At 48.5% G+C, this 22,500-nt stretch carries 22 protein-coding genes; 11 read left to right on the top strand and 11 right to left on the bottom strand.

Annotation, left to right across the window (positions count from 1 at the left end; translation table 11 throughout):
• Nucleotides 1-115: 115 nt before the first annotated feature.
• Entirely contained in the window at nucleotides 116-973 is an 858-nt protein-coding gene (locus tag L3V45_RS05195; RefSeq protein ID WP_003155182.1) for an SDR family oxidoreductase, read from the top strand.
• Nucleotides 974-1,003: 30 nt separating this feature from the next.
• Here L3V45_RS05195 and L3V45_RS05200 read toward each other — a convergent pair whose 3' ends face one another.
• Nucleotides 1,004-1,237, bottom strand: a complete 234-nt coding sequence (locus tag L3V45_RS05200; RefSeq protein ID WP_003155181.1) for an IDEAL domain-containing protein — start codon at nucleotides 1,235-1,237, stop codon at nucleotides 1,004-1,006.
• Between the two features lie 315 nt (nucleotides 1,238-1,552).
• On the opposite strand from L3V45_RS05200, the gene L3V45_RS05205 reads away from it, so the two are divergent.
• The 3 genes from L3V45_RS05205 to L3V45_RS05215 all read left to right on the top strand — a co-directional run bounded on the left by L3V45_RS05205 (nucleotide 1,553) and on the right by L3V45_RS05215 (nucleotide 3,043).
• Entirely contained in the window at nucleotides 1,553-2,131 is a 579-nt protein-coding gene (locus tag L3V45_RS05205) for a competence protein ComK (RefSeq protein WP_003155179.1), read from the top strand.
• A 145-nt stretch (nucleotides 2,132-2,276) separates the two neighbouring features.
• The gene (locus L3V45_RS05210) at nucleotides 2,277-2,645 is read left to right on the top strand and encodes an iron chaperone (RefSeq protein WP_003155175.1); all 369 of its coding nucleotides are present in this window, start codon (nucleotides 2,277-2,279) and stop codon (nucleotides 2,643-2,645) included.
• A 26-nt stretch (nucleotides 2,646-2,671) separates the two neighbouring features.
• Nucleotides 2,672-3,043 (top strand): iron chaperone, encoded by a 372-nt coding sequence (locus L3V45_RS05215; protein WP_015388468.1) that lies wholly within the window; start codon nucleotides 2,672-2,674, stop codon nucleotides 3,041-3,043.
• A gap of 134 nt (nucleotides 3,044-3,177) precedes the next feature.
• Here L3V45_RS05215 and L3V45_RS05220 read toward each other — a convergent pair whose 3' ends face one another.
• A complete protein-coding gene (locus L3V45_RS05220) occupies nucleotides 3,178-3,888 on the bottom strand; it encodes a YrpD family protein (protein WP_003155170.1) in 711 nt (236 codons plus the stop codon).
• A 195-nt stretch (nucleotides 3,889-4,083) separates the two neighbouring features.
• Here L3V45_RS05220 and L3V45_RS05225 point away from each other — a divergent pair, with 195 nt between their 5' ends.
• Nucleotides 4,084-4,353 (top strand): excalibur calcium-binding domain-containing protein, encoded by a 270-nt coding sequence (locus L3V45_RS05225; protein ID WP_003155168.1) that lies wholly within the window; start codon nucleotides 4,084-4,086, stop codon nucleotides 4,351-4,353.
• 32 nt (nucleotides 4,354-4,385) lie between these two features.
• Here L3V45_RS05225 and L3V45_RS05230 read toward each other — a convergent pair whose 3' ends face one another.
• The 4 genes from L3V45_RS05230 to L3V45_RS05245 all read right to left on the bottom strand — a co-directional run bounded on the left by L3V45_RS05230 (nucleotide 4,386) and on the right by L3V45_RS05245 (nucleotide 6,890).
• Complete coding sequence (locus L3V45_RS05230) at nucleotides 4,386-4,703, bottom strand: YbjQ family protein (RefSeq protein ID WP_058906686.1); 318 nt, start codon at nucleotides 4,701-4,703, stop codon at nucleotides 4,386-4,388.
• 40 nt (nucleotides 4,704-4,743) lie between these two features.
• Entirely contained in the window at nucleotides 4,744-6,213 is a 1,470-nt protein-coding gene (locus tag L3V45_RS05235) for a sodium:solute symporter family protein (protein WP_015388467.1), read from the bottom strand.
• A complete protein-coding gene (locus L3V45_RS05240) occupies nucleotides 6,210-6,410 on the bottom strand; it encodes a DUF3311 domain-containing protein (protein WP_003155162.1) in 201 nt (66 codons plus the stop codon). The genes L3V45_RS05235 and L3V45_RS05240 overlap by 4 nt, the downstream gene beginning before the upstream one ends.
• A gap of 120 nt (nucleotides 6,411-6,530) precedes the next feature.
• Nucleotides 6,531-6,890, bottom strand: coding sequence for a YhjD family protein (locus L3V45_RS05245; protein ID WP_012117241.1), 360 nt, complete (start codon nucleotides 6,888-6,890; stop codon nucleotides 6,531-6,533).
• Between the two features lie 152 nt (nucleotides 6,891-7,042).
• Between L3V45_RS05245 and L3V45_RS05250 the strand changes: the two genes are divergently transcribed.
• The 4 genes from L3V45_RS05250 to L3V45_RS05265 all read left to right on the top strand — a co-directional run bounded on the left by L3V45_RS05250 (nucleotide 7,043) and on the right by L3V45_RS05265 (nucleotide 10,419).
• A complete protein-coding gene (locus L3V45_RS05250; protein WP_024085095.1) occupies nucleotides 7,043-7,669 on the top strand; it encodes a TVP38/TMEM64 family protein in 627 nt (208 codons plus the stop codon).
• On the top strand, nucleotides 7,666-8,181 hold the full coding sequence (lepB, locus tag L3V45_RS05255) for a signal peptidase I (RefSeq protein ID WP_003155158.1): 516 nt from the start codon (nucleotides 7,666-7,668) through the stop codon (nucleotides 8,179-8,181). Before L3V45_RS05250 ends, lepB begins: the two co-directional genes overlap by 4 nt.
• A 145-nt stretch (nucleotides 8,182-8,326) precedes the next feature.
• Nucleotides 8,327-9,808 carry a monooxygenase gene (locus tag L3V45_RS05260; RefSeq protein ID WP_072588239.1) on the top strand — a complete coding sequence of 494 codons (1,482 nt, stop codon included), beginning with the start codon at nucleotides 8,327-8,329 and terminating at the stop codon, nucleotides 9,806-9,808.
• Nucleotides 9,809-9,897: 89 nt separating this feature from the next.
• The gene (locus L3V45_RS05265; RefSeq protein WP_003155156.1) at nucleotides 9,898-10,419 is read left to right on the top strand and encodes a MarR family transcriptional regulator; all 522 of its coding nucleotides are present in this window, start codon (nucleotides 9,898-9,900) and stop codon (nucleotides 10,417-10,419) included.
• A gap of 36 nt (nucleotides 10,420-10,455) precedes the next feature.
• Here L3V45_RS05265 and L3V45_RS05270 read toward each other — a convergent pair whose 3' ends face one another.
• The 5 genes from L3V45_RS05270 to L3V45_RS05290 form a co-directional block, all read right to left on the bottom strand.
• The gene (locus L3V45_RS05270) at nucleotides 10,456-11,613 is read right to left on the bottom strand and encodes an AbrB family transcriptional regulator (RefSeq protein WP_014304750.1); all 1,158 of its coding nucleotides are present in this window, start codon (nucleotides 11,611-11,613) and stop codon (nucleotides 10,456-10,458) included.
• A 167-nt stretch (nucleotides 11,614-11,780) separates the two neighbouring features.
• Nucleotides 11,781-12,977, bottom strand: coding sequence for an MFS transporter (locus L3V45_RS05275; protein ID WP_003155154.1), 1,197 nt, complete (start codon nucleotides 12,975-12,977; stop codon nucleotides 11,781-11,783).
• Between the two features lie 15 nt (nucleotides 12,978-12,992).
• A complete protein-coding gene (locus L3V45_RS05280; protein WP_014304751.1) occupies nucleotides 12,993-13,613 on the bottom strand; it encodes a TetR/AcrR family transcriptional regulator in 621 nt (206 codons plus the stop codon).
• A gap of 238 nt (nucleotides 13,614-13,851) precedes the next feature.
• Nucleotides 13,852-14,361 (bottom strand): ferritin-like domain-containing protein, encoded by a 510-nt coding sequence (locus L3V45_RS05285; protein WP_003155151.1) that lies wholly within the window; start codon nucleotides 14,359-14,361, stop codon nucleotides 13,852-13,854.
• A gap of 68 nt (nucleotides 14,362-14,429) precedes the next feature.
• Entirely contained in the window at nucleotides 14,430-15,143 is a 714-nt protein-coding gene (locus L3V45_RS05290) for a DUF421 domain-containing protein (RefSeq protein WP_021734194.1), read from the bottom strand.
• 141 nt (nucleotides 15,144-15,284) lie between these two features.
• Between L3V45_RS05290 and addB the strand changes: the two genes are divergently transcribed.
• Nucleotides 15,285-18,785 carry a helicase-exonuclease AddAB subunit AddB gene (gene addB, locus L3V45_RS05295; protein WP_088037062.1) on the top strand — a complete coding sequence of 1,167 codons (3,501 nt, stop codon included), beginning with the start codon at nucleotides 15,285-15,287 and terminating at the stop codon, nucleotides 18,783-18,785.
• Entirely contained in the window at nucleotides 18,772-22,476 is a 3,705-nt protein-coding gene (gene addA, locus L3V45_RS05300; RefSeq protein WP_032857796.1) for a helicase-exonuclease AddAB subunit AddA, read from the top strand. Before addB ends, addA begins: the two co-directional genes overlap by 14 nt.
• Nucleotides 22,477-22,500 lie beyond the last annotated feature (24 nt).

The following is a 22,500-nucleotide window of genomic DNA, read 5'->3' on the forward strand; positions in this document are numbered from 1 at the left end:
ACCTCCTCTGTTGTATATTCTTAATTTTTCCAATAAGACTCTGTTCATACATGAAATTCGTATAAGATGCTCAAATTACTCATAATATAGTAATTAATGTAAAGGAGTGATCAAAATGGCGAATCAGAAGAAGAAAACCTTGCCGCCGCAGCATCAAAACCGGCAGCCGGGCTTTGAATATGTAATGGACCCGCGCCCCGTTTTTGACAAACCGAAAGCGGCGAAAAAACTTGAAGGGAAAACGGCGATCATCACGGGCGGAGACAGCGGGATCGGCCGCGCCGTATCCGTTTTATTCGCAAAGGAAGGCGCTAATGTGGTCATCGTTTACTTTGATGAGCATCAGGATGCCGAAGAGACGAAGCAATATGTAGAAAAAGAAGGGGCGAAGTGTCTGCTGATCGCAGGGGATGTCGGCGACGAAGCCTTTTGCAACGATGTCATCCGCCAGGCGGGCCAAGCCTTTCCTTCCATTGACATCCTGGTCAATAACGCGGGTGAGCAGCACGTGCAGCCGGGGATTGAGAAAATCACGAGCCACCAGCTCATCAGAACGTTTCAGACGAATATTTTTTCAATGTTTTACTTGACGAAAGCCGCGCTCCCTCACCTGAAAAGAGGAAGTTCAATCATTAATACGGCCTCCATTACCGCCTATAAAGGCCACAAAACATTGATTGACTATTCAGCGACAAAAGGGGCGATCGTCACGTTTACAAGATCTCTTTCCCAATCTCTTGTCACTCAGGGCATCAGGGTAAACGCAGTGGCGCCGGGGCCGATCTGGACGCCGCTGATCCCGGCGAGCTTCTCGGCGAAGGAAGTGGAAGTCTTCGGCTCAGACGTGCCGATGCAGCGCCCGGGAGAGCCTGTTGAAGTGGCGCCGAGCTATTTGTACTTAGCAAGCGATGATTCTTCCTATGTCACGGGACAGACGATTCATGTGAACGGCGGCACCATCGTAAACGGATAATGTAAAAAAAGCCAATCCATATGGATTGGCTTATTCACTCTGTTTGAGAGCGGCATATTCTTTTGAAAGCGTGAGGAACGCTTCTTTATTTTTATCATCAAGCGCCTTATTAATCTGCATTGTCAGCATGGCGATCCGGCGTTTATACAAGGATTCATCAAGCACCATTTGAATGTAAATATCGGCCATTGTCACATCGAATTCGTTTGCTTTTTCCGTGTTGCGGGACTTCATGAGCTCAGTGTACGACTTTTTCTCTTTCATAAAGAATCCCCCCAATGCCTTTTTTATAGTATATGGATAACGGCCGGAAAAATCAATTAATTTTTATAATCTTTAGACAACTAATACTTGGAAATATATCGACATATCCTGCAAATTGACGAAAAAACGAAAATGATCATTGTATAAATGAGGTGAAATGAAAAAGAAAAATAATATTTAAATAGTAATTTAAGACTAAATTACAGCTTTAAAAGGTGATTTTTAGCTATATTCAAAAAAAACCTGTCGTTTTCCAATGACAGATGATAGATTATTAGTATAAATTTTCAAGAAAAGGATTGGAGGCTGCACATCATGTGCCAGAAAACACACGCACCCTTAGAAAGCTATGAAGTAAATCGTTCAACCATCGCTGTTTTGCCTGAGGAAATAGACGGTAAAATGGGGTCGAAGGTCATTGAAAAAGACTGCATTCTGTATGTCAGCATGAAGCCGATTCACATCATCGACAGAAGCTGCCGCTACTTTGGCTCCAGCTATGCCGGGAGAAAAGCGGGAACATATGAAGCGATTAAAATTTCTCACAAGCCGCCGATTATGGTGGACCCTTCAAATCACATCTTTTTATTCCCTACACTTTCTTCTGCAAGGCCTCAATGCGGCTGGATATCTCATGTGCACGTTAAAGATTTTCAACCGACGGCATTTGATGACACAGCGGTCACGTTCTCAAACGGCAAAACGATGGAACTGGAAGTATCCTATCATTCTTTTGAAAATCAGGTTTACAGAACCGCCTATCTCAGAACCACTTTTCAGGACAGGATGGGCAGTCATATCCCGAAGCGGCAGGAATTCATGCTGTATCCGAAAGAAGAGCGGACAAGAATGATCTACGACTTTATTTTGCGGGAGCTGGGGGAGAGATATTAGAGAAAGCTGTGATGTGAAGGGACGGGCCCTTTCCTTTTGGGAAGGGCTTTTTTCGATTTACATGCCCGGATAGAGTTGTATCGTGTCCGTCTGTTGGCTATGATGATGTAAAGAGTAATGATATTTCATTTTAGGAGAGATGGGCATGGATGTGTTTGCAAAATATGTATCAGAAATCGATAACCCGGATCACCGTCTCAAAGCAGAGGAAATTTTGTCGTGGACGGCTGACCAATTTCCGAACTTAGAAGCGCAGATCAAGTGGAACAAACCGACATTTACCGATCACGGCACCTATATCATTATGTTTGCCGCGGCAAAAAATCATTTGAGCATTTTGCCTGAAAAAGAGACGATGGAGCATTTTGCCGATGACATCGCCCAAGCCGGGTACAGCGCTTCTTCACGCCTGTTCAGAATTCGGTGGACTGATCCGGTGCACTATGATCTGCTTAAGAAGATCATCGAATTTAACATCAAAGAAAAAGCTGAAAATCCGGGGTTTTGGCGTTAGCGGACGTGATGTTGAAGGAGGAAGACATGGACGTTTTCAAAGACTATTTATCAAGTATCGACAGCCCTGACCATCGTCTGCGAATGGAGGAAATCCTGTCGTGGACGTCTGAGCAATTCCCGGGTTTAACACCGCAGATCAAGTGGAACACGCCGATGTTTACCGATCACGGCACCTTTATTATCGGCTTTGCGGCAGCAAAGCATCATGTAAGTGTTTCTCCCGAAGAAGCTGGAATTGCGCATTTTGCCGACGGCATTGCCCGTGCCGGCTACAGCGCTACTTCCCGTTTGTTCAGAATTCAATGGACTGAACCGGTGTATTATGAGCTGCTTGAACGCATGATTCAATTTAATATCAAGGATAAGGCGGACTGCTCAGCGTTTTGGCGGAAATAATGAAAGAAATGTTAAAAAAACAACCCTGAGGAGGGCTGTTTTTTTATTAAACGTAATCCGAAAAATAAGGGATTTGCGTATCCGGCAGACCCTTACGAAACGCACGATGACAGAAATCGTGCGTTCAAAATTCTTTATTTGACGACAGACATGCTGACGCTGCTGCCTGACACTGTCAATTTGGCAAAATCCTGTGTATCAATCACAGGTGTGACTGCTTTATTGTCGATCGTGATGTTCGTAAAGGCTGTCGAGAAGTTTGATTTGATGTAAGGGCGCTGATCCTCTGATGTGACCGCGACGGTGGCGAGCGCTTTCCATTTTGAGACAGAGCCTACATTGGTTTGGGCGAGTTCTGAGATGATGCGGCCGGTGTATCCGTCATTATTCGTGCCCCAATATGTGGCGCGGGTATTGCCGTTCAGATTTTTGTAAATGGTCAGCTGTACGGTGCTGCCGGGCCGGAAGCCTTTCGTATAAGTGAATTGGCTTTCTCCTTCCAGATACCGGACCTGGCCTTGTCCCTTTGAACCGACTTTCATGATCGGTTTCCATACATGATAGGTGTCACTGTACTGAAGCCCGATATCAGCCTCTGTGCCTCCGGTAAATCCTGAGTAAATATAGGCTGTCCCATTTGACACCTGAATCGAGCTTGGAAGCTGAATTTTCGTGACGAGAACTGAGCCCGTGCTGTTCAGATAGGCCCTTCCGCCGATTCCTTTACTGAGCTGGGACGCCGCTTCCGCCGTATTGGGACTGATCACCCCCGGAATATCCGCCGTACATGCGCCGAATAGAACGGCTGTAGTGAGAACACCCGCAACAAGCCCTTTTTTCATCATCATTTCTCCTCCTATCATCATAGTCAGATAGCGCTATCAATTCATATTATAAAAGGTTTTGGGAAAAATTCCATAAAAGATATACGGGCGGACGTAAATTAAAACTATTTTCCTATTTATCTTGTAAATGGAGATTATTTGAACTATGATATGTTCAGTCATACAACATGATTCAGGAAAGGGGATAGGATAGAAATGAAAAAGACGGCAGCTGTGCTTTTGTCTTTCGGCCTGGTGTTCGGTTGTTCATACGGAGCGGGGCAGACGGCAGAAGCGAAAACAAAGGTAAAAACGTATCAAAACTGTAAGGCGCTGAATAAGGTGTATAAGGGCGGCGTGGCCAAATCGTCGAAAGTGAAAAACAAGGGCGGCAGAACAAAGTACAAGCCGTATGTATCAAAAGCGCTTTATAATGCAAATAAAAGACTTGACCGGGATAAAGACTATATCGCATGTGAGAAATAAAAAAACAAGCCTCTTTAAAGAGGCTTGTTTTTTTAAACGGATTCGGCGGTGACGGCGGTTCCGTATCCGATTAATTCGGATGTGTTCTGTCCTGCGGTCAGTTCGAACCGCAGGCCGACGATGGCGTTCGCTCCGAGCTGCTCCGCCTCTCTGATCAGCCGCTCTTTCACCGCTTTTTTGGAGTCTTCCAGCATTTCGGTATAGCTTTTCAATTCGCCGCCGACGACAGATTTTAAGCCTGCAAGCAAATCTTTTCCGATGTGACGGGACTGGACGATACTGCTTGTCACCAAGCCTTTTACTTCCGTAATCTGTTTTCCGGCGACGGTTTCGGTCGTTGTCATGATCATGCGGCTTTCCCCCTTCATGTGTCTTACCGCTATTTTATCATTAAGCCGCCTTTTCGGCTGCGCTGATTTGTTTTTTTCTGACTGCGGCGCTGACGGCAAACATGACGGCAATGTTCAGAACCAGCGCGATGATGCCTGTATTCATATCCTTAACGATCTGCGGAAGAAACGGAAAGAGGGTTCCGACGGTTGATTCGGTCAGCGTAATGAAGGCCACTGTTCCGACCCCGGCCGTTATGCCGGCAAAAGCGCCGTGGCTTGTGATGAAACGCCGCTTCGGCAGGCTGAATAAGAGGGCGGGGAAAAGCTGGGTGACAAGGCTGTAGCCCATTAAAAGCAAGGTGACGATGGTATTTCCGCCTTTCAGCGTAAAATATACGGAAATCAGCGCGATAACGGGTACGGCGTATTTTGCGAGCCGTGAGACTTTTTCGTCAGTCGTGCCGGGCAGAATGGCTTTGTACACATTTTTGGCGAACAGCGTGCTTGAGGCCATTAATATCATTGAACCGGGTACAAGCGCCGTCAGGATGCCCGCCGATCCGATCAGCCCGACAAACCAGGGATCAAAGGTTTTCACAGACAGCTTTAATAAGGCGAGATCCGTGTCCGCCCCTTTTAAACCGGGCACCTGCAGAATCGCCGCAAATCCGGTAAAGATGACAAACAGCAGGACGAGCTGATAAAGAGGCATGATGATCGCGTTTTTCCGAAACACCCGCGGATGCTCCGCCGAATAGGAAGCGGCAAAGGTATGAGGCCACATATAAAAGCCGAGGGCGGTCAGCAAAACCGTTGAGCTGAACCAGGAAACGCTCTGTCCGGTTTCCGGCAGCGTGAGAAAACCGGGTTTTGCGGCGTCAATTTGTTTGAACATCTCCGTAAACCCGCCGTAATAATGAATGGGCAGATAAATACCTAAATACAGGACGATGCCTAAAATCATGATATCTTTGACGACGGATATCCACGCTGAACCGTGGATTCCTGAAATCATCACATAAATCGTGATGGAGACAGCGCCGATCCAGACAGCGGCGGAGGGCGGAATCTGTCCGTATGACGTTGCTGAAACAATTAATCCGAGCCCTTTCAGCTGCAGGACGAGATAGGGGATGAGGGATGCGATGCCGACGAGCGATACGAGAATGCCGAGGAGCGGGCTGTTGTATTTTGAAATAAAAAAATCTGATTGCGACATCAGTTTGTGTTGTTTGGCGTAAGTCCACACGGCTGGCAGAAGCCAATATGACAAAATGTAGGCAAGACAGCCGTACGCGATAATATAAAAGGCCGGGCCTCCTTTTCCGTAAGCCCATCCGCTTCCGCCGAGGAATGTAAAGGTCGTGTATATTTCTCCCGCCATTAATAAAAAGACAAACATCGTGCCGAAGCCGCGTCCGCCCACCGTCCATTGTTCAAGGTCCATATGTTTTCCTTTTCGGGCCCGGATTCCGAGATATACACAAAACAGGAGCACGGCGGCCATTACGGGAAATGCTGCGTTCATTCCGTCTCACCCGCCTTGTTTTCTTTGTCCAATTTGTAAACGGCGGCCATCAGAACGGAAGTCAGCACCGCCCAGATGACGACATATGCGAGAATGAAAGGCATTCCGAAAACATAAGGCGTCACCCGGTTGGCAAATGGAATGCCGGCGAGAATTCCGAAAAAGGGCAGGGCGGCGAGAACATGAATCAGTTTCATAACATTCCTCCTTTTCATTGAAAACAGCGTGTCCCGATTATAAAGAAAATCATGTCGAATGTATAGTGTGAATAGTCTGAATTTTATTTTTTGAAAAGGAAAAGCAGGCCCGGCTGCTTTTTAAATGGTCGCAAGAGACAGGTAATATTCCAATAAGGCGGTGACCTGTTCCCGTATTCTCGGGTTGAAATAACGGTGTTTTTCTTCATAGCCGTTAATGGTGCATATATAAAGCGTAAATGCTTCGTCTCTTTCCGCTTCGTATATTTTAATTTTACGCTTTCTTAACTCTTTTCGAACATCACTCAAATCCTTTTGTGCTAATTTTAAAGAGCAGCTGATAAGCTGTTTATAGGGTTGTTTTAATTTGAACGGGCACGAATCAAGCGCTTCGAGGTCCCGGTTCAGGATGGCGGCCGCCATGGGCAGAAACAGCCCTTTTTCGATGAGATCGCGGGTGCCGCTCCGAATGTCAGGCATAAATACTCCTTCTTTCTTAAAAAAGAGAACGTTTGTTCTTATTTTATACTCGCTTACACGATATTTCAAGACGGAAAATCTCGTAAACATTTTCGTTTTTTGGAGATAATGTGTAGAATAAGGATAGACAAACTCGTTAAGGAGTATAAACGTTGGAGCATTTTTTATCATATTTGACTGAGGAACAGCTGACGGAATGGTTCCAAAGCTATAGAGCTTTCGGCCCGGCGGCTGCGGCTGTATTGCCTTTTATTGAAGCGTTTCTTCCGTTTTTGCCGCTCGTTGTATTTGTGGTGGCGAATACGAATGCATTTGGTTTGTGGGAAGGTTTTTTTCTGTCATGGCTCGGGTCTGCGTCAGGATCGATGCTGATGTTTTATGCCGTCCGCCGTTTCGGACAGAAAAGAGCTTTCGGTTTCATCCGCAGGCATCAGACCATAAGGCGGATGATGCTCTGGGTTGAGCGGCACGGTTTCGGTCCGCTGTTTATTTTACTTTGCTTCCCCTTTACGCCGTCCGCTGCGGTTCATATCGTTGCCGGTCTGTCACGGGTGGGGGCGCTGCAGTTTATATCAGCAGCCGCGATGGGGAAAATGGTTATGATCTTTATGATCAGTTTTATCGGGTATGATCTTCACGCACTCATTACACAGCCTTTCAGGATGGCGGGCGCCATAATGGTGATCGCGGTGCTGTGGTATGCCGGAAAGCATATCGAACGGCGTTTACAGACGAGAATCAGTCAGCATGAGAAAGACGGAGGGAGACAGGAATCTTGAAAAAACGATTTTGGTTTATAGCCGGCGTGCTTATCGTTGTTTTGGCCATACAATTAAAGAATGCCATTTTTATTGATTATAAAGTCGAAGGAATCAGCATGAATCCGACCTTTAAACAAGGAAATGAGCTGATGGTCAACAAGTTTTCCCATCGTTACAAAACGATCCGCCGTTTCGATATTGTTCTGTTTAAAGGCCCGCACCGCAAAGTGCTGATCAAACGTGTCATCGGGCTCCCCGGCGAGTCAATCGCATACAGGGAGGATCAGCTGTATGTGAATGGAAAACGGGTGGCGGAACCGTTTTTAAAACCGTTAAAGTCATCATTGTCCGCCGGGAGCCATGTGACTGGTGATTATACGCTGAAGGAAACGACCGGGCGCAAAAGCATACCGAAGGGACAATACTTTGTTATTGGCGACAACCGCATATACAGCCTCGACAGCCGTCATTTCGGTCCGATTAAGGATAAAGACATTGTCGGAGTCATCAGTGAATCAGACGCCAAGTGAACGGCGTCTTTTTTTCGGAAATGATTGTCAAAAAGCGGAGGAAAGACTATAATGAAAATTGTTACGCGCGAAACAAAAAAGGAGGTGTTTTATTTTTCATATTTTTGTTACGCGCGCAACAAAAATATGAAAGAGGGCTGATGAAATGAAAACACAGGCTGCCATTATCGGGGGAGGTCCGGTCGGGCTTATGCTTGCATCAGAACTGGCGCTGGCCGGAGTGAAAACGACTGTCATTGAACGATTGAAGAAGACGATGCCGTATTCCAAAGCGCTTATCATGCATCCGCGCACACTTGAGCTTTTTGCCATGAGAGGCATATTGGAACGCTTCTTGGAAAAAGGGACGAAGGTGTCTTCCGGCCATTTTTCCATGCTGGATACACGGCTGGATTTTTCTCGGCTGGATACGAAGCAGAATTATTCGTTAATGCTGCCACAGGCAGAAACGGAGCGGATGTTGGAGGAGTATGCATCAAGTCTCGGCGCAGACATCATCCGCGGGGCGGAAGCGGTGGCTGTCACCCAGACGGATGACGGAGTGGAGACGGTGTTCCGGGACGAAAGCGGAATCCGCACTCTTCACAGCTTATATGCCGCGGGTACAGACGGAGCGGGGAGCATTGTCCGGAAACAGGCGGGCATCGCTTTTTCGGGCACTGATGCCGACTTAACAGGAACCCTTTGTGATGCCGCTTTGAAACATCCGCCCGAATCTTCCTTTTTTTCAACGTGCCGGCTGGAGGGATCGGTTGTGATTATCCCTCTTACGGACGGACTTTTCCGTGTCCTCATCGTTTCTCCGCATGTCCCGCAAAAGCGGAAGGAAGAGCGGGTCACCGAAGATGAGCTGAAAGAAGACCTGCGGCGGATATGCGGCACTGATTTCGGATTGAGTGATCCGGTATGGATGTCGCGGTTCGGCAATGCCGAGCGTCAGGCTGAGCAGTACCGCTCCGGCCGGATTTTTGTGGCCGGGGATGCGGCGCACATTCATTTTCCCGCAGGCGGCCAAGGCCTGAATACGGGGCTTCAGGATGCCGTCAATCTCGGCTGGAAGCTGGCGGCGCAAATGAAGGGAAAAGCGGCGCCTCATCTTCTGGACAGCTATCATCAGGAAAGGCACAGCACAGGAAAAGAAGTGCTGCACAATATCAAAACGCAGATAAAGCTCATGGATTTTACCGAGTCGGGGATGGCATTAAGAGAAACGATGACCGCCTTGCTGGATTTTCAGGAGTCCAACCGTTTATTGGCGGGAAAAGTATCCGCGCTTGATCTGCATTATGAACCGGATGCGGAGCTGCCGCCGCATACCCTGAACGGAAAACGCCTGCCGGATATCGAACTGACCCTTCATGACGGGCGGCCGGCCCGGCTGTATGATTTTCTCCGCAAGGGCGGCTTTGTGCTTCTGTCATTAAGAGGGAGCATTCCCGCCGGTATTGATACGGACAGCGTGGCGGCAGTCAGGGCGGAGCTTGCTGAAACACGTGCCGATTGGAATGACGTCCACACCGTTTTAATCCGGCCGGACGGCCATGCGGCATGGGCAGCCGGCGGCTCGGGACGTGAAGCGGAAGAAGCCGTTCTGGCCGGTTTGGAGAGATGGGGATTATTCATCTGATAACCTTTTTATGCGCCTGTGTGATTGTTTCTTATGTAACAAAACGTTATAGTAAAAGAAACAATCAATACGGAAGGGTGACTCAGCAGTTGGACAGAAGACAGCCAGACCATGCAAAACACATGATTCTTGAAGGGCTGACCGATATTTTTCACGAGCAGGAGAGGTGTCAGGAGGATATCAGGGCGTCGTTGGCCGGACGGATGGATGAACTCCGCGAAGGAAACGGGAAAAAATTACAATTGACCTTGACGGAAATTCACATTTTGTCGTGTATCGGAGATCATGAACCGATCAATGTCACGTCAATAGCGGAAAAAATGAAGACGACAAAGCCGACCGTGTCGAGAAGCTGCGCGAAGTTTTTGGAAGCCGGCTTTCTGCGCAGAACCCGGCTGAGTGACAATAAAAAAGAAGTCTATTTCCGGCTGACTCCTGCCGGGAAAGAGCTGCATTCCCTTCATCATGAATATCATGAATTGATAAAACAGCGGCTCTTGGCGTTTTTAGACCGCTATACAGATGAAGAACTGTTATTTGCTGAACGGCTGTTCCGTGATCTTTCAGCAAACTGGCGGTCTGTAAATGGCGGCGGAGAGCTGTTCAAATAAAAAACACGCATATGGATGCGTGTTTTTTTATTCGGATCATGTTCCTCTTTCTGCCCGGCCTCTTTCGCCGTGTGCCCGTTTCAGCTGAGAAAGGTGGTGCAGCAGCCGATAGAAGGGCGGAAGCATGGCGATGACGAGAACGATCCGGATGACCTGAACCGCGACGACGAAAGTCGAGTCTTCGTGCAGGGTGATCGAAGTCGCCGCCATCTCGGCGATCCCGCCGGGAGAAAAGGCGAGAACAGATGTAATCATGGAGATGCCCGTTAATTTAGAAACCGCAACCGCGCTCAGAATCATGGCGGCGATTAATCCGACGGAAGAAATAAACCCGACGGTCAGCACTCTCGTCACACCGGTGAACATGCTTTTGTACATTTTTGATCCGATTGTGGCGCCGAGAAAAATTTGTGACAGCTGGTTCGCTTCCGGCGGCCACCAGGCCAGCATGTCTTTGCCCGCCAAGGCGGACACGCCGATTTCCGCAGCAGCAACGCCGATCATGCTGCCGAGCAGCCAAGGGGCGGGGAATTTCAGCCGTTTTGCGCCTTTACTTGCAAGCCAGGCAGCTAAAATAAATCCGGCCGTTAACAAGACGGGAATAAGGCCCGGATGTGAAGCTCCTGCTGAAACGGCTCCGGCTGATGTCTGAGCCGCACCGTTTTGTTTGGTAAATAAGAAAATGACGAGAAACGGTATTGTCATGACGACCAAAAGGACGCGCGTCAGCTGAATAAGGCTTACAATCGCGGTGTTTGCGCCGACTTCCTGGGCGATACCCGGCATGGCGGATAAACCGCCCGGCGCCGTTCCTACAAAGCTTGTCATCATGTCCGTCCGGCTGAACCGAAAGAGCACATATCCGGAAACAAGCGCCATCACGATAGAGAAAATCAGCATGAAGCCTACCGGAAGCCAATGCTCCCGTAAAACCGACAGAACGGACAGGTTCAATTTCTGGCCGAGTTCGATGCCGAGGATCATTTGTCCCGCCGCAAGCCATCTGCGGTGAATCCCTCTTCTGTCAGGCGCCATGAACAGCCAGCGGGGCCTCGTCATGGAGAGGATGCAGCCGGCGGCAAGCGTTCCGAGCATCCAGGCGATCGACATCCCTGTAAGCGAAAGAAGAAACCCCCCTGCCGCACTGATGAGAATAAACCAGATATCCGTAAGGAGATGTTTGTCTTTCTTCAATGAAAACCCTTCTTCCTGAAACATTCATATTAAATTGTTAAGCTCGTTAACCTTACTATTACTATAGTATAGATTTTGAGATAAATAAATAATGAATTATTTCTCATAATCCATTCATTTTTCTTATCGAAAACACAAAAAAAGCTCCGGAGATGGGTGAGTGCACCCTACTCCGAAACCTCGCCCGCTTTTCCTTTCCACACAAGCGTCAATCCCAGACCGAGAAATAAAACCACACCTGCGAACAGAAACGGGAAGTGAATATTCATATCAAATAAAATACCGCCCAGAGCCGGGCCGAAAATGGTGCCCAAACTCGTGTATGTTGAGTTCATACCGGCAACAAACCCCTGCTGATTTCCTGCGATCTTCGATAGATAAGTAGTCAGTGCCGGGCGCAGTAAATCAAACGCAAGGAAAATGATGCAGGTGACAGCGAGCACGGGCAAAAACCCTGACATCACCGTAGAAACGAAAGCCAGCACAGCGCCGATGATCAGACAAAGCTGAATGACTTTTTTCTCCCCGAGGAAGTTGACAAGTCTGCCGAACGCGAGCACTTGAATGAGGACTGCCACAATGGAGCTGAACGTAATAATAATGGCGATATCCTTTGGCGTGAAGCCGAATTTATGGTTTGTAAATAAGCTGAATACCGTTTCGTACGCCGACAGCCCGAATGCCAAAACAAAAACGATGATAAAGGCGATCAAGTAGCTTGGATGAATCGACTTTTTCAAATCTTTTAAGAAGGTTGATTCTTTGGCGCTTTCCATCTGCTTTGCGCGTTCTTCTTTAGTTAACGGCTCTTTCAGCATAAAGACAGAGGAAATCACTGCGATAAATGCAATTCCCGCCGCAAAGAAAAACGGCATACGAACGCCGTGATCGGCAATAAATCCTCCTATGCCGGGCCCGATGATAAACCCTGTGCTGATGGCGGCAGATACATAGCCCATCGCCTTCGATCTTTCCTGCACCGTCGTAATATCTGCGACATACGCTGTAACGGCGGGCATGATAAAAGCGGCACTGATGCCCCCCAGCACCCTTGCGAAATATAAAATGGAGACATGTGTGCCCAATCCGAAGGTCAGCTCGGATAATGCGAACAAAAACAGTCCGGCGAGAATCATGATTTTTCTGCCGAAACGGTCAACCCATCTCCCCGCAATGGGAGATGCAATTAATTGCGCGACGGCGAAGGCAGCGACAAGGTATCCCATTGTGCTGCCCGTCAAGTGCATCACATTCATAAACAGCGGCATAACGGGAATGATCAATCCGATGCCTAAAAACGCAATAAATATGTTGCTTAATAAGATGATGAGTACAGCCTTTTGTTCTCTGATCGGTTTTTGCATGTTGTTTCTCCTTTGTCAGCTGTCATTCAGTTTATCAGCGTTGATCGACCCGTGAATAAACACGGAGATGGCTTCTTTTTGCAATTCGATTCTTTGCTGAATGGTATCGTTTTTATATAACACATCTAAACCGTAGAAGACGGATAGCAGGATTTTTACTTTTGATTCGACATGATGAATGGACCAGCTTCCGTCTTGATTTCCTTCTTCTAAGATCTCTCTCATCACATCGTCATATTCAATATCAATTTTGTTGAGCCGCTTTACGACCTCCTCTGACGTAAACGCACTCGCATAAAACTCTTCACTTGCTCTCATAAGCGGGTAATTGATGCTCATCCGGCTGAGCAGCTCCGCAAAGCCCGTCAGCTTTTCGGCAGCATCTTTCAGATCAGCTTCCATTTCCCTCCACGTCTCGATCATCACACGGTGATCCTCTTCCATGATATGAAGAAACAGAAACTCTTTTCCTTTAAAATGGTGATAAAGATTGCCTTTACTGATCTCGGCCGCCTCTAAAATATCCCGAATCGATGTTTCTGAATATCCTTTTTTTGCAAATAAGTCACGCGAAGCGGATACGAGCCTGTTCTTCGTCTTTTCGCTCTTTCCGGCACCGCCTTTTGTATTTGTCACTTCACACAGATCCTTTCCGCCTCATTCATATCGTTGTCCCGGCAAAGCGGGGCTCGGTTCGTTTAAAACCGACCAGTTGGTTTATTTTATTATAAAGGGTTTTTGCTGACTATACAATGAAGAAGTTATCCATTGTTTAGTGGAAGTATAAAAACGGCTCGAAAAATAAACCCCATTCTCTCCTGTTGAAAGAACGGGGTTTGCCGTCTATGACTCCCAGCGGGGAGCGTCTGAATCGTTATTTTCCGGTATTTACCTCGGTGTAGCTTGTGTTCGGCGAGTTTGATACCGTTCCCCCTGTATGGTGGAAAGGAGAGTGGGCCATATCGTATAAAAACCAGACGGCATGACGCTGCTCGTCAAATGCCGTGCGGGCAAATAACCGTTTCGCTTCCGGATGCACGGCTCTATCGGATGCCTGTAAATAAAAATCATTCGTTTTCTGCTCATCATAAAACGCCGCCCTCAGTCCTTCTCTGTATGTGTGCGGACAATGCTCCGTCTGTTTCGGCGTCAACTGTTTTCCGGTAATTGACGTATACAGTGAAGAGAAAGCGTGCATGTGGCGCACTTCTTCCTCTCTGATATGTTCGATTCGTCTTCTGATTTCTGCGGTCGGCGCTTTTTCGGCTAATATTGAGTAGCAAATCACAGCGCTGTATTCACCGTTTATGGATTTTACCAGATCCTTTATAAGCACAGAATCGTCACTGCAGATGGCTGTATAATGAAAAAAATTCTCGTGCATTGGACTCACCCCCGGATGTTTATAGGGTATTATACGGCGGCAGCCCGTGACATGTGCGGATGTCATTTTTATTCTTGATCCAGCGGCGATGTAATATGGTCGTCGTATGTGTCGACAAAAAGCCGGCCGTTGCTTCCGCGCACAGCGTATACGACGTCTTCCGGTTTGAGGTTTCTCTTATCCAATTCTTCTCTCAGCCATTTTTCCGATACGTGGTTTTCTTCCAGATTTTTCATTACCAGCCGGCCGTCCATAATCAGCTCAACGGCAAAGTTCTTTTCATGTCCGGCGAAGATGCCGAGATCCTGTCTTGTAACGGGCGCAAATTCCGGTTTGACCTCCACTGACATGCTGCCGTTTGTTTCAATGATGGCAGTCTGAACCTGAGAAATGTCAAATACATCATTTTCACGAAGCTGCTGGTTCAAGTAGTCGAGGGTATAGCGCATCTTTTTCATATTATGCTCAAGTATTTTTCCGTTTTGAATGATAATGGTCGGTTTGCCTGCAAAGAAACCCCTGGCAGTTCTGTTTTTCATAGAAAGATATGCGACAAGATAAATGATAACCACAAAAATCGTGTAAGCACTGACAGTAAAATGAATCGGCAGTTTTGTATTAAACGACAGATTGGCTGTGATGGCGCCGAGCGAGATGGCCGCAATGAAATCAAAAAGCGTCATCTGTGAAATGGTTTGTTTTCCGAGTATACGGGCGCCGATAAACAGAATGCTGAACGACAGAATCGTTCGCACAATCACTTCGGGATATTCTGACATCATATTTAATCCTTTTTTTCTTTAATTTGGTCAAAAACGATATGTTTTAAAACAGTCATCCCGTTTTTACCAGCAGATGAGATTGGTCATTTTCGTCAACTTTCGATAAAATGTAGAAAGATAAAAAGAGAGGGGTCTTCTAATTTGGGTGTTGAGTTTTTAGTAGGCAGATCGGGGAGTGGGAAAACGAGGCTGATTATCGACAGCATTCAAGATGAACTGCGCCGGGAGCCGTTCGGGAAACCGATCATTTTTCTAGTCCCGGATCAAATGACGTTTTTAATGGAATATGAGCTTGCTAAAACGCCGGATATCGGCGGCATGATACGCGCTCAAGTGTTCAGTTTTTCGCGTTTGGCGTGGCGCGTGCTTCAGCATACCGGGGGCATGAACCGTCCGTTTGTGACGACGACGGGTGTGCAGATGCTTTTAAGGAAACTGATTGAAGAACATAAGCACGATTTTAAAGTGTATCAAAAAGCGAGTGACAAAGCCGGATTCACTGAGCAGGTGGAACGGATGCTGACAGAGTTTAAGCGATACTGTATTGAGCCTGAAGACGTCCGCCGCATGGCGGAAAGCGGAACGGCGTCAGAGTATCGCGGAGAGCGGGTGCTGTCTGAAAAACTTCATGACTTAGGCATTTTATATCAGCAGATGGAAAGAAGCCTCGCCGGACACTATTTGCATTCGGAGGATTATTTGACGCTGCTCGCTCAGCAGATTCCTTTGGCGGACGTTGTAAAAGGCGCCCGTGTTTACGTCGACGGATTCTATCAATTTACGCCGCAGGAATTAAGGGTGCTGGAGCAGCTGATCATGTATGCTGAACATGTCACATTCTCGCTGACGGCGGACAGCCCTTCGGCGGAACAGGCACCGGATGAGCTCGATCTGTTCAGAATGACGGGAAGCACTTACTATAAGCTTTATCAGACGGCAAAGGAATTGAATGCCGATATTTCCTGCAAGGAACTGCATGGCACGAAGCGGCATCGGCATGTGCCGGAGCTTGCCTGTATAGAGTCGCAGTACGATGTGCGTCCCGCCGCCGCGTATACCGGCGGACAGGAAGCTTTTACCGTCATGCAGGCGCAAAACAGAAGAGCTGAGCTCGAAGGTATTGCCCGGGAAATTCAATCGCTTGTCCGGGACGGAGGATACCGGTACAAAGATATGGCGATTCTCATCCGTCAGCCGGAAGATTATAAAGATTTGCTGAAGGAAGTGTTTGCCGATTACGGGCTTCCTTATTTTATTGACGGAAAAGCTTCTATGCAGCATCACCCGCTTATTGAATTCATCCGTTCAAGCCTGGATGTCGTGAAGGGGAACTGGAGATATGAAGCGGTGTTCCGCTGTGCGAAAACCGAACTGTTATTCCCGCTTGATCAGCCGGAGCAGAAAATAAGAGAGCAGGTAGATCAGCTTGAAAATTACTGTATCGCCTACGGCATTAAAGGGGAGCGCTGGACGAACGGCGAGCGGTTTGTATACAGGCGCTTCGTATCGCTCGATGAGGATTTCGCGCAGACGGATCAGGAAATCGAGATGGAACACATGCTGAATGAGACGAGAGAGTGGATAGCTGCACCCCTTATCCGGCTGCAGAACCGGATGAAAAAAGCGAAAACGGTTCAAAGCATGGCGGAGGCTCTTTATCTCTTTTTGGAAGATACCGATGTTCCCCTGAAGCTGGACCGGAAAAGGCAGCGTGCCGAAGAGGCCGGAAACATGATCGAAGCGCAGCAGCACGGCCAGGCGTGGGATGCCGTTATCCAGCTTCTCGAGGAGTTTGCCGGCATGATGGGTGAAGATGAAATATCTTTGGCGCTGTTCCAGCAAATGCTTGAAACGGGAACGGAATCGCTTCATTTTTCTTTAATTCCTCCTGCGCTTGACCAAGTATTTGTAGGGAATATGGATCTCTCAAGAATATACGGCACGTCCTGCACATTCGTCATCGGGGCCAATGACGGCGTTCTTCCGGCGCGCCCGGATGAAAACGGCGTGCTGTCTGATGATGACCGGGAGTGGCTGAAAGCGGTCGGAGTGGAGCTGTCTTCCGCGGGGCGTGAGCGGCTGCTTGATGAGCATTTTCTCATCTATATGGCGCTGTCGAGTCCGTCTGACCGTCTTTATGTGTCATACCCGATTGCCGATGCGGAAGGAAAAACGCTCCTGCCGTCAATCGTTGTAAACAGGCTTGGCGAGCTGTTTCCCGATCATCAGGAAAAGCTGTCAGCGGCTGATCCCGAGCAGGTAAGCGAAGAAGAGCAGCTTCAGTATCTCGTCAATAAACAGGTGGCTCAGACGTATACGGCAAGTCAGCTCAGGCTGTGGACAAGAGAGTACGAGATCAGTGACGTATGGTGGAGCGCATACAATGTGCTGATGAAAGAGTCTGATCACCAGCGTGCGAAAAAGCTGTTTTCAAGCCTGTTTTTCCGCAATGAGGCGAAGCGTCTTGAACGGCCTGTTTCGCGCCAGCTTTACGGCGAGCATATTAAAGGAAGCGTCTCCCGGATGGAGGCGTTTAATGCCTGCCAGTTTTCTCATTTTGCATCTCACGGGCTGCAATTAAAAGAGCGGCAGTTTTTCAAGCTGGAAGCGCCGGATATCGGCCAGCTGTTTCACTCCAGTCTGAAGCTGATTTCAGACCGGCTTCGTGAGCAGAAGTTGGAATGGCGCGATCTGACGAAAGATCAGTGCCGGAATTTCTCCTATGAAGCGGTGGAACGGCTTGCGCCAAAGCTGCAAAAAGAGATTCTGCTCAGCTCAAACAGACACTTTTATGTGAAGGAAAAACTGCAGAAGATCGTCACGCGTGTTTCTGGCATATTAAGCGAGCATGCGAAGGCGAGCGGTTTCGTCCCGGTCGGTCTTGAACTCGGTTTCGGCGGAAGCGGACCGCTGCCTCCGCTCACTTTCACGCTGAAAAACGGCTGTACGATGGAACTCGTCGGACGGATCGACCGCGTGGATAAAGCGGAAAGTTCAAAAGGCCTGCTGCTGAGAATCGTTGATTATAAATCAAGCGACAGGGGGCTTGATCTGGCTGAGGTGTATTACGGGCTCGCTCTGCAAATGCTCACATATCTTGACTTATCGATTACACATTCTGCGGATTGGCTCGGCATGAAAGCGACCCCGGCAGGCGTTTTGTATTTCCATATCCATGATCCGATGATTCAGGCCAGTCTGCCGATGGGGCTTGATGAAATCGAGCAGGAAATTTTCAAGAAATTTAAAATGAAAGGCCTTCTCCTCGGTGACCGGGAGGCGATCAGCCTGATGGACACGACTTTGGAGGAAGGGCGTTCAAATATCGTCAATGCCGGTTTGAAAAAGGACGGGTCTTTAAGATCCGACTCAGCGGCGGTCAGCGAACAGGACTTTCATCTGCTGACAGACCATGTGCGGCGGACATTTGAACAGGCGGGCGAAGCGATAACGGACGGGCTTGTGTCCATTACCCCGTATAAGCTGAAAGATAAGACGCCTTGTACGTACTGTGCGTTTAAATCGGTGTGCCAGTTTGATGAGTCGCTTAAGGAAAATGAATACCGCAGCCTGAAAGCGGAAAAAGACGGCACCATACTGGATTGGCTGAAAAAGGAGGCGGATGATGATGCAAATTCCTAAACCGAAAGACAGCATATGGACGGATGACCAATGGAGCGCCATCGTTTCTTCCGGCCGCGATATTCTTGTCGCTGCCGCAGCCGGATCAGGTAAAACGGCCGTGCTCGTGGAACGGATGATCAGAAAGATAACCGCGGAGGAAGATCCTGTTGATGTTGACAGGCTCCTTGTGGTGACCTTTACAAACGCCTCAGCAGCGGAGATGAAGCATCGGATCGCTGAAGCATTAGAAAAAGAGCTCGCCAAAAATCCGGGATCTCTGCATATCAGACGGCAGCTCTCTCTATTAAATCGGGCGAGCATTTCGACGCTTCACTCTTTCTGTCTGCAAGTGCTTAAAAAATATTATTATATGATTGATCTTGACCCCGGTTTTCGGATGGCTGACCAGACGGAAGGCGAATTGCTCGGAGACGAAGTGCTTGATGAGCTGTTTGAAGATGAATACGCAAAAGGGAATCAGGCGTTTTTTGAGCTTGCGGACAGATATACGACAGACAGGCATGATCTGGATCTTCAAGACCTTGTCAAACGGGTGTACGAGTATTCCCGGTCGCATCCTGACCCGGAAGCGTGGCTGCAGAGCTTTGTCCGCTTGTATGACGTGACGGAAGAAAGCAAAATGGAAGAGCTTCCGTTTTACCAGTATGTGAGAGAAGATGCGGAAATGGCGCTCTTCGGGGCAAAACAAAAGCTTGAGAAGGCGCTTGAACTGACAAAAGCGCCCGGCGGGCCGGCCCCGCGCGCTGGTAATTTTCTGGATGACCTTCAGCAGATAGAAGAGCTGATCAGCTGCCGGCATGACTTCGATGCGCTGTATGAACGGGTCCCCGCAGTCTCATTTAAGCGGGCGAAGCCGGTAAAGGGTGATGAATTTGACAAAGCGCTTTTGGACGAAGCGACCGATTTGCGAAACGGCGCGAAGAAACTGATCGAAAAGTTAAAGACCGATTACTTTACAAGAAGTCCGCAAGATCACTTGAAGAGTTTAACAGATATGAAGCCTGTCATCGAAACGCTCGTTCAGCTCGTGATATCGTACGGAAAACGATTTGAAGCGGCGAAACAAGAAAAATCAATTATTGATTTCTCAGATTTGGAACATTACTGCCTGGCGATTCTAACTGCGGTTGATGAAGAAGGCCGGCGGGTGCCGAGCGAAGCGGCCGTTTATTATCAAGACCAGTTTCATGAAGTTCTGGTTGATGAATATCAAGATACCAATCTTGTGCAGGAGTCTATCCTGCAGCTTGTGAAAAGCGGGGATGAAGAGGCGGGAAATCTGTTTATGGTAGGCGACGTTAAACAATCGATCTACCGTTTCAGACTTGCTGAGCCGCTGCTGTTTCTCGGGAAATATAAAAGGTTTACAGAAAGCGGGGAAGGCGCGGGGCAGAAAATTGACCTGAACCAAAATTTCCGCAGCCGTTCCGATATTTTGGACAGTACGAATTTCTTGTTTAAGCAGCTGATGGGCGGAAAAATCGGCGAAGTGGACTACGATGAACAGGCGGCATTGAAGCTCGGCGCATCGTATCCGCCGAATGACGCGGCAAAAACGGAACTGCTGCTGATTGACAGCGCTGATGACGCAGACAGCTCCGAGGATGCCGAAGACTTTGAAACCGTGCATTGGGAAGCGAAAGCGATAGCCGGGGAGATCCGAAAGCTTGTCTCATCTCCGTTTAAGGTCTATGACGGGAAAACAAAAACACACCGGAATATCCAGTACCGGGATATCGTGATTTTGCTGCGCTCCATGCCGTGGGCGCCGCAATTAATGGAAGAGCTGAAAAACCAGGGCATTCCGGTGTACGCCAATTTGACGTCGGGTTACTTTGAAGCCGTGGAGGTGGCTGCGGCGCTTTCAGTCTTGAAGGTGATTGATAATCCGTATCAGGATATTCCGCTTGCTTCCGTGCTGCGCTCGCCCATCGTCGGCTGTGACGAAAATGAACTTGCGCTGATACGCCTTGAAAAGAAAAAAGCGCCGTTTTATGAAGCGCTGAAAGCATATATAGCGAACGCTGACAGACATGATGAACTGTATCAAAAACTGAGAACCTTTTATGACAGTCTGCAAAAGTGGCGGTCATTTTCGACGAATCATTCGGTGTCTGAGCTGATTTGGGAAGTATACCGCGATACCGGATATTTTGACTATGCAGGCGGCATGCCCGGCGGAAAGCAGCGCCAGGCCAATCTGCGCGTCTTGTATGACCGGGCGCGCTCGTACGAAGCGACGGCGTTCCGCGGGTTATTCCGCTTTTTGCGGTTTATTGAACGGATGCAGGAGCGCGGCGATGATCTGGGGACCGCCCGTGCGCTCAGCGAGCAGGAGGATGTCGTTCGGCTGATGACGATCCACAGCAGCAAAGGACTTGAATTTCCCGTCGTTTTCACCGCCGGACTCGGCAGAAGTTTTAATATGATGGATCTCAACAAATCATACCTGCTTGATAAAGAGCTCGGTTTCGGCACGAAGTATATTCATCCGGAACTCAGAATCAGCTATCCGACTCTTCCGCTTGTGGCGATGAAGAAAAAGATGCGCAGAGAGCTCTTATCCGAAGAATTGCGTGTATTGTATGTGGCGCTGACCAGAGCGAAGGAAAAGCTGTTTCTCGTCGGTTCCTGCAAAAACCGGGAAAAACAGCTGGCCAAATGGCAGGCGCAAGCAGACCGGGCCGATTGGCTTCTTTCTGAATTCGACCGCTATCAGGCGTCATCTTATTTGGACTTTATCGGGCCGGCGCTCATCCGCCACCGTGACATGGAGGCGCACAGGACGCCGGGACTTTCTTCGACTGAGGATATCGCGCGCGACCCGTCGCGTTTTCACATCCGGATGCTTCAGCAAAGTGAATTGCTGGAAGAGAATCCAAAAGAACGTGCTGAAGAAAAGAGCAAACGTCTCAAGGCGATACAGCAGGGCGAGCCGATTCCTGGTTCGTTTTCATTTGATGATCAGGCGCGCCGTCTGCTTGAATGGGAATATCCGTACCGAGAGCTGACGGCTATCAGAACGAAGCAGTCAGTTTCTGAGCTGAAGAGAAAGCAAGAGTACGAGGATGAATACAGCGGCCGCTCTCTCATCAAACCGTCAGGAGACACGCTTTTATACAGGCGTCCCGGTTTTATGATGAAAAAAGGGCTGACAGCCGCCGAAAAAGGGACGGCGATGCATACGGTGATGCAGCACATACCGCTGACGCACATTCCGACTGCCGAAGAAGCAGAGCGGACGGTCCGGATGCTTTACGAAAAAGAGCTGCTGACAGAAGAGCAGCAGGAAGCCATTGATATAGAAGAAATTGTCCGGTTTTTCGGAACTGAAATCGGTAAAGATCTTCTCGGGGCGCTGCGGATTGACCGGGAAGTGCCGTTCAGTATGGCGCTTCCGGCCGGCGAGGTGTACAAGGATGCCGAAACGGCCGGTGAACCGCTGCTCGTACAAGGGATTATTGACTGCCTCTACGAAACTGCGGACGGTCTCTATTTGCTGGACTATAAAACAGATCGGATAGAGGGGAAATTCCGGAATGGATTTGAAGGCGCGGCCCCGATTCTGCAAAAAAGATATGAAACACAAATCGAATTGTATACAAAAGCGGTTGAACAAATTACAAAAACGAAAGTGAAAGGGCGTGCGCTCTATTTCTTCGATGGAGGCCACGTTCTTACACTGTAACAAGATCCGAAGCTCCTTTTTGGA

The sequence above is a fragment of the Bacillus sp. R45 genome, from assembly GCF_021729365.1.
Classification (GTDB): Bacteria; Bacillota; Bacilli; order Bacillales; family Bacillaceae; genus Bacillus; species Bacillus velezensis.

Coding starts and splice junctions, on each gene's coding strand:
- L3V45_RS05260 (WP_072588239.1), top strand. CDS start 8,327: ATGAAAACACAGGCTGCCATTATCGGGGGAGGTCCGGTCGGGCTTATG.
- L3V45_RS05245 (WP_012117241.1), bottom strand. CDS start 6,890: ATGCCTGACATTCGGAGCGGCACCCGCGATCTCATCGAAAAAGGGCTG.
- L3V45_RS05215 (WP_015388468.1), top strand. CDS start 2,672: ATGGACGTTTTCAAAGACTATTTATCAAGTATCGACAGCCCTGACCAT.
- L3V45_RS05235 (WP_015388467.1), bottom strand. CDS start 6,213: ATGAACGCAGCATTTCCCGTAATGGCCGCCGTGCTCCTGTTTTGTGTA.
- L3V45_RS05220 (WP_003155170.1), bottom strand. CDS start 3,888: ATGATGAAAAAAGGGCTTGTTGCGGGTGTTCTCACTACAGCCGTTCTA.
- L3V45_RS05225 (WP_003155168.1), top strand. CDS start 4,084: ATGAAAAAGACGGCAGCTGTGCTTTTGTCTTTCGGCCTGGTGTTCGGT.
- L3V45_RS05205 (WP_003155179.1), top strand. CDS start 1,553: ATGTGCCAGAAAACACACGCACCCTTAGAAAGCTATGAAGTAAATCGT.
- L3V45_RS05240 (WP_003155162.1), bottom strand. CDS start 6,410: ATGAAACTGATTCATGTTCTCGCCGCCCTGCCCTTTTTCGGAATTCTC.
- L3V45_RS05210 (WP_003155175.1), top strand. CDS start 2,277: ATGGATGTGTTTGCAAAATATGTATCAGAAATCGATAACCCGGATCAC.
- addA (WP_032857796.1), top strand. CDS start 18,772: ATGCAAATTCCTAAACCGAAAGACAGCATATGGACGGATGACCAATGG.
- L3V45_RS05290 (WP_021734194.1), bottom strand. CDS start 15,143: ATGATGTCAGAATATCCCGAAGTGATTGTGCGAACGATTCTGTCGTTC.
- L3V45_RS05195 (WP_003155182.1), top strand. CDS start 116: ATGGCGAATCAGAAGAAGAAAACCTTGCCGCCGCAGCATCAAAACCGG.
- L3V45_RS05285 (WP_003155151.1), bottom strand. CDS start 14,361: ATGCACGAGAATTTTTTTCATTATACAGCCATCTGCAGTGACGATTCT.
- L3V45_RS05200 (WP_003155181.1), bottom strand. CDS start 1,237: ATGAAAGAGAAAAAGTCGTACACTGAGCTCATGAAGTCCCGCAACACG.
- L3V45_RS05275 (WP_003155154.1), bottom strand. CDS start 12,977: ATGCAAAAACCGATCAGAGAACAAAAGGCTGTACTCATCATCTTATTA.
- L3V45_RS05230 (WP_058906686.1), bottom strand. CDS start 4,703: ATGATCATGACAACGACCGAAACCGTCGCCGGAAAACAGATTACGGAA.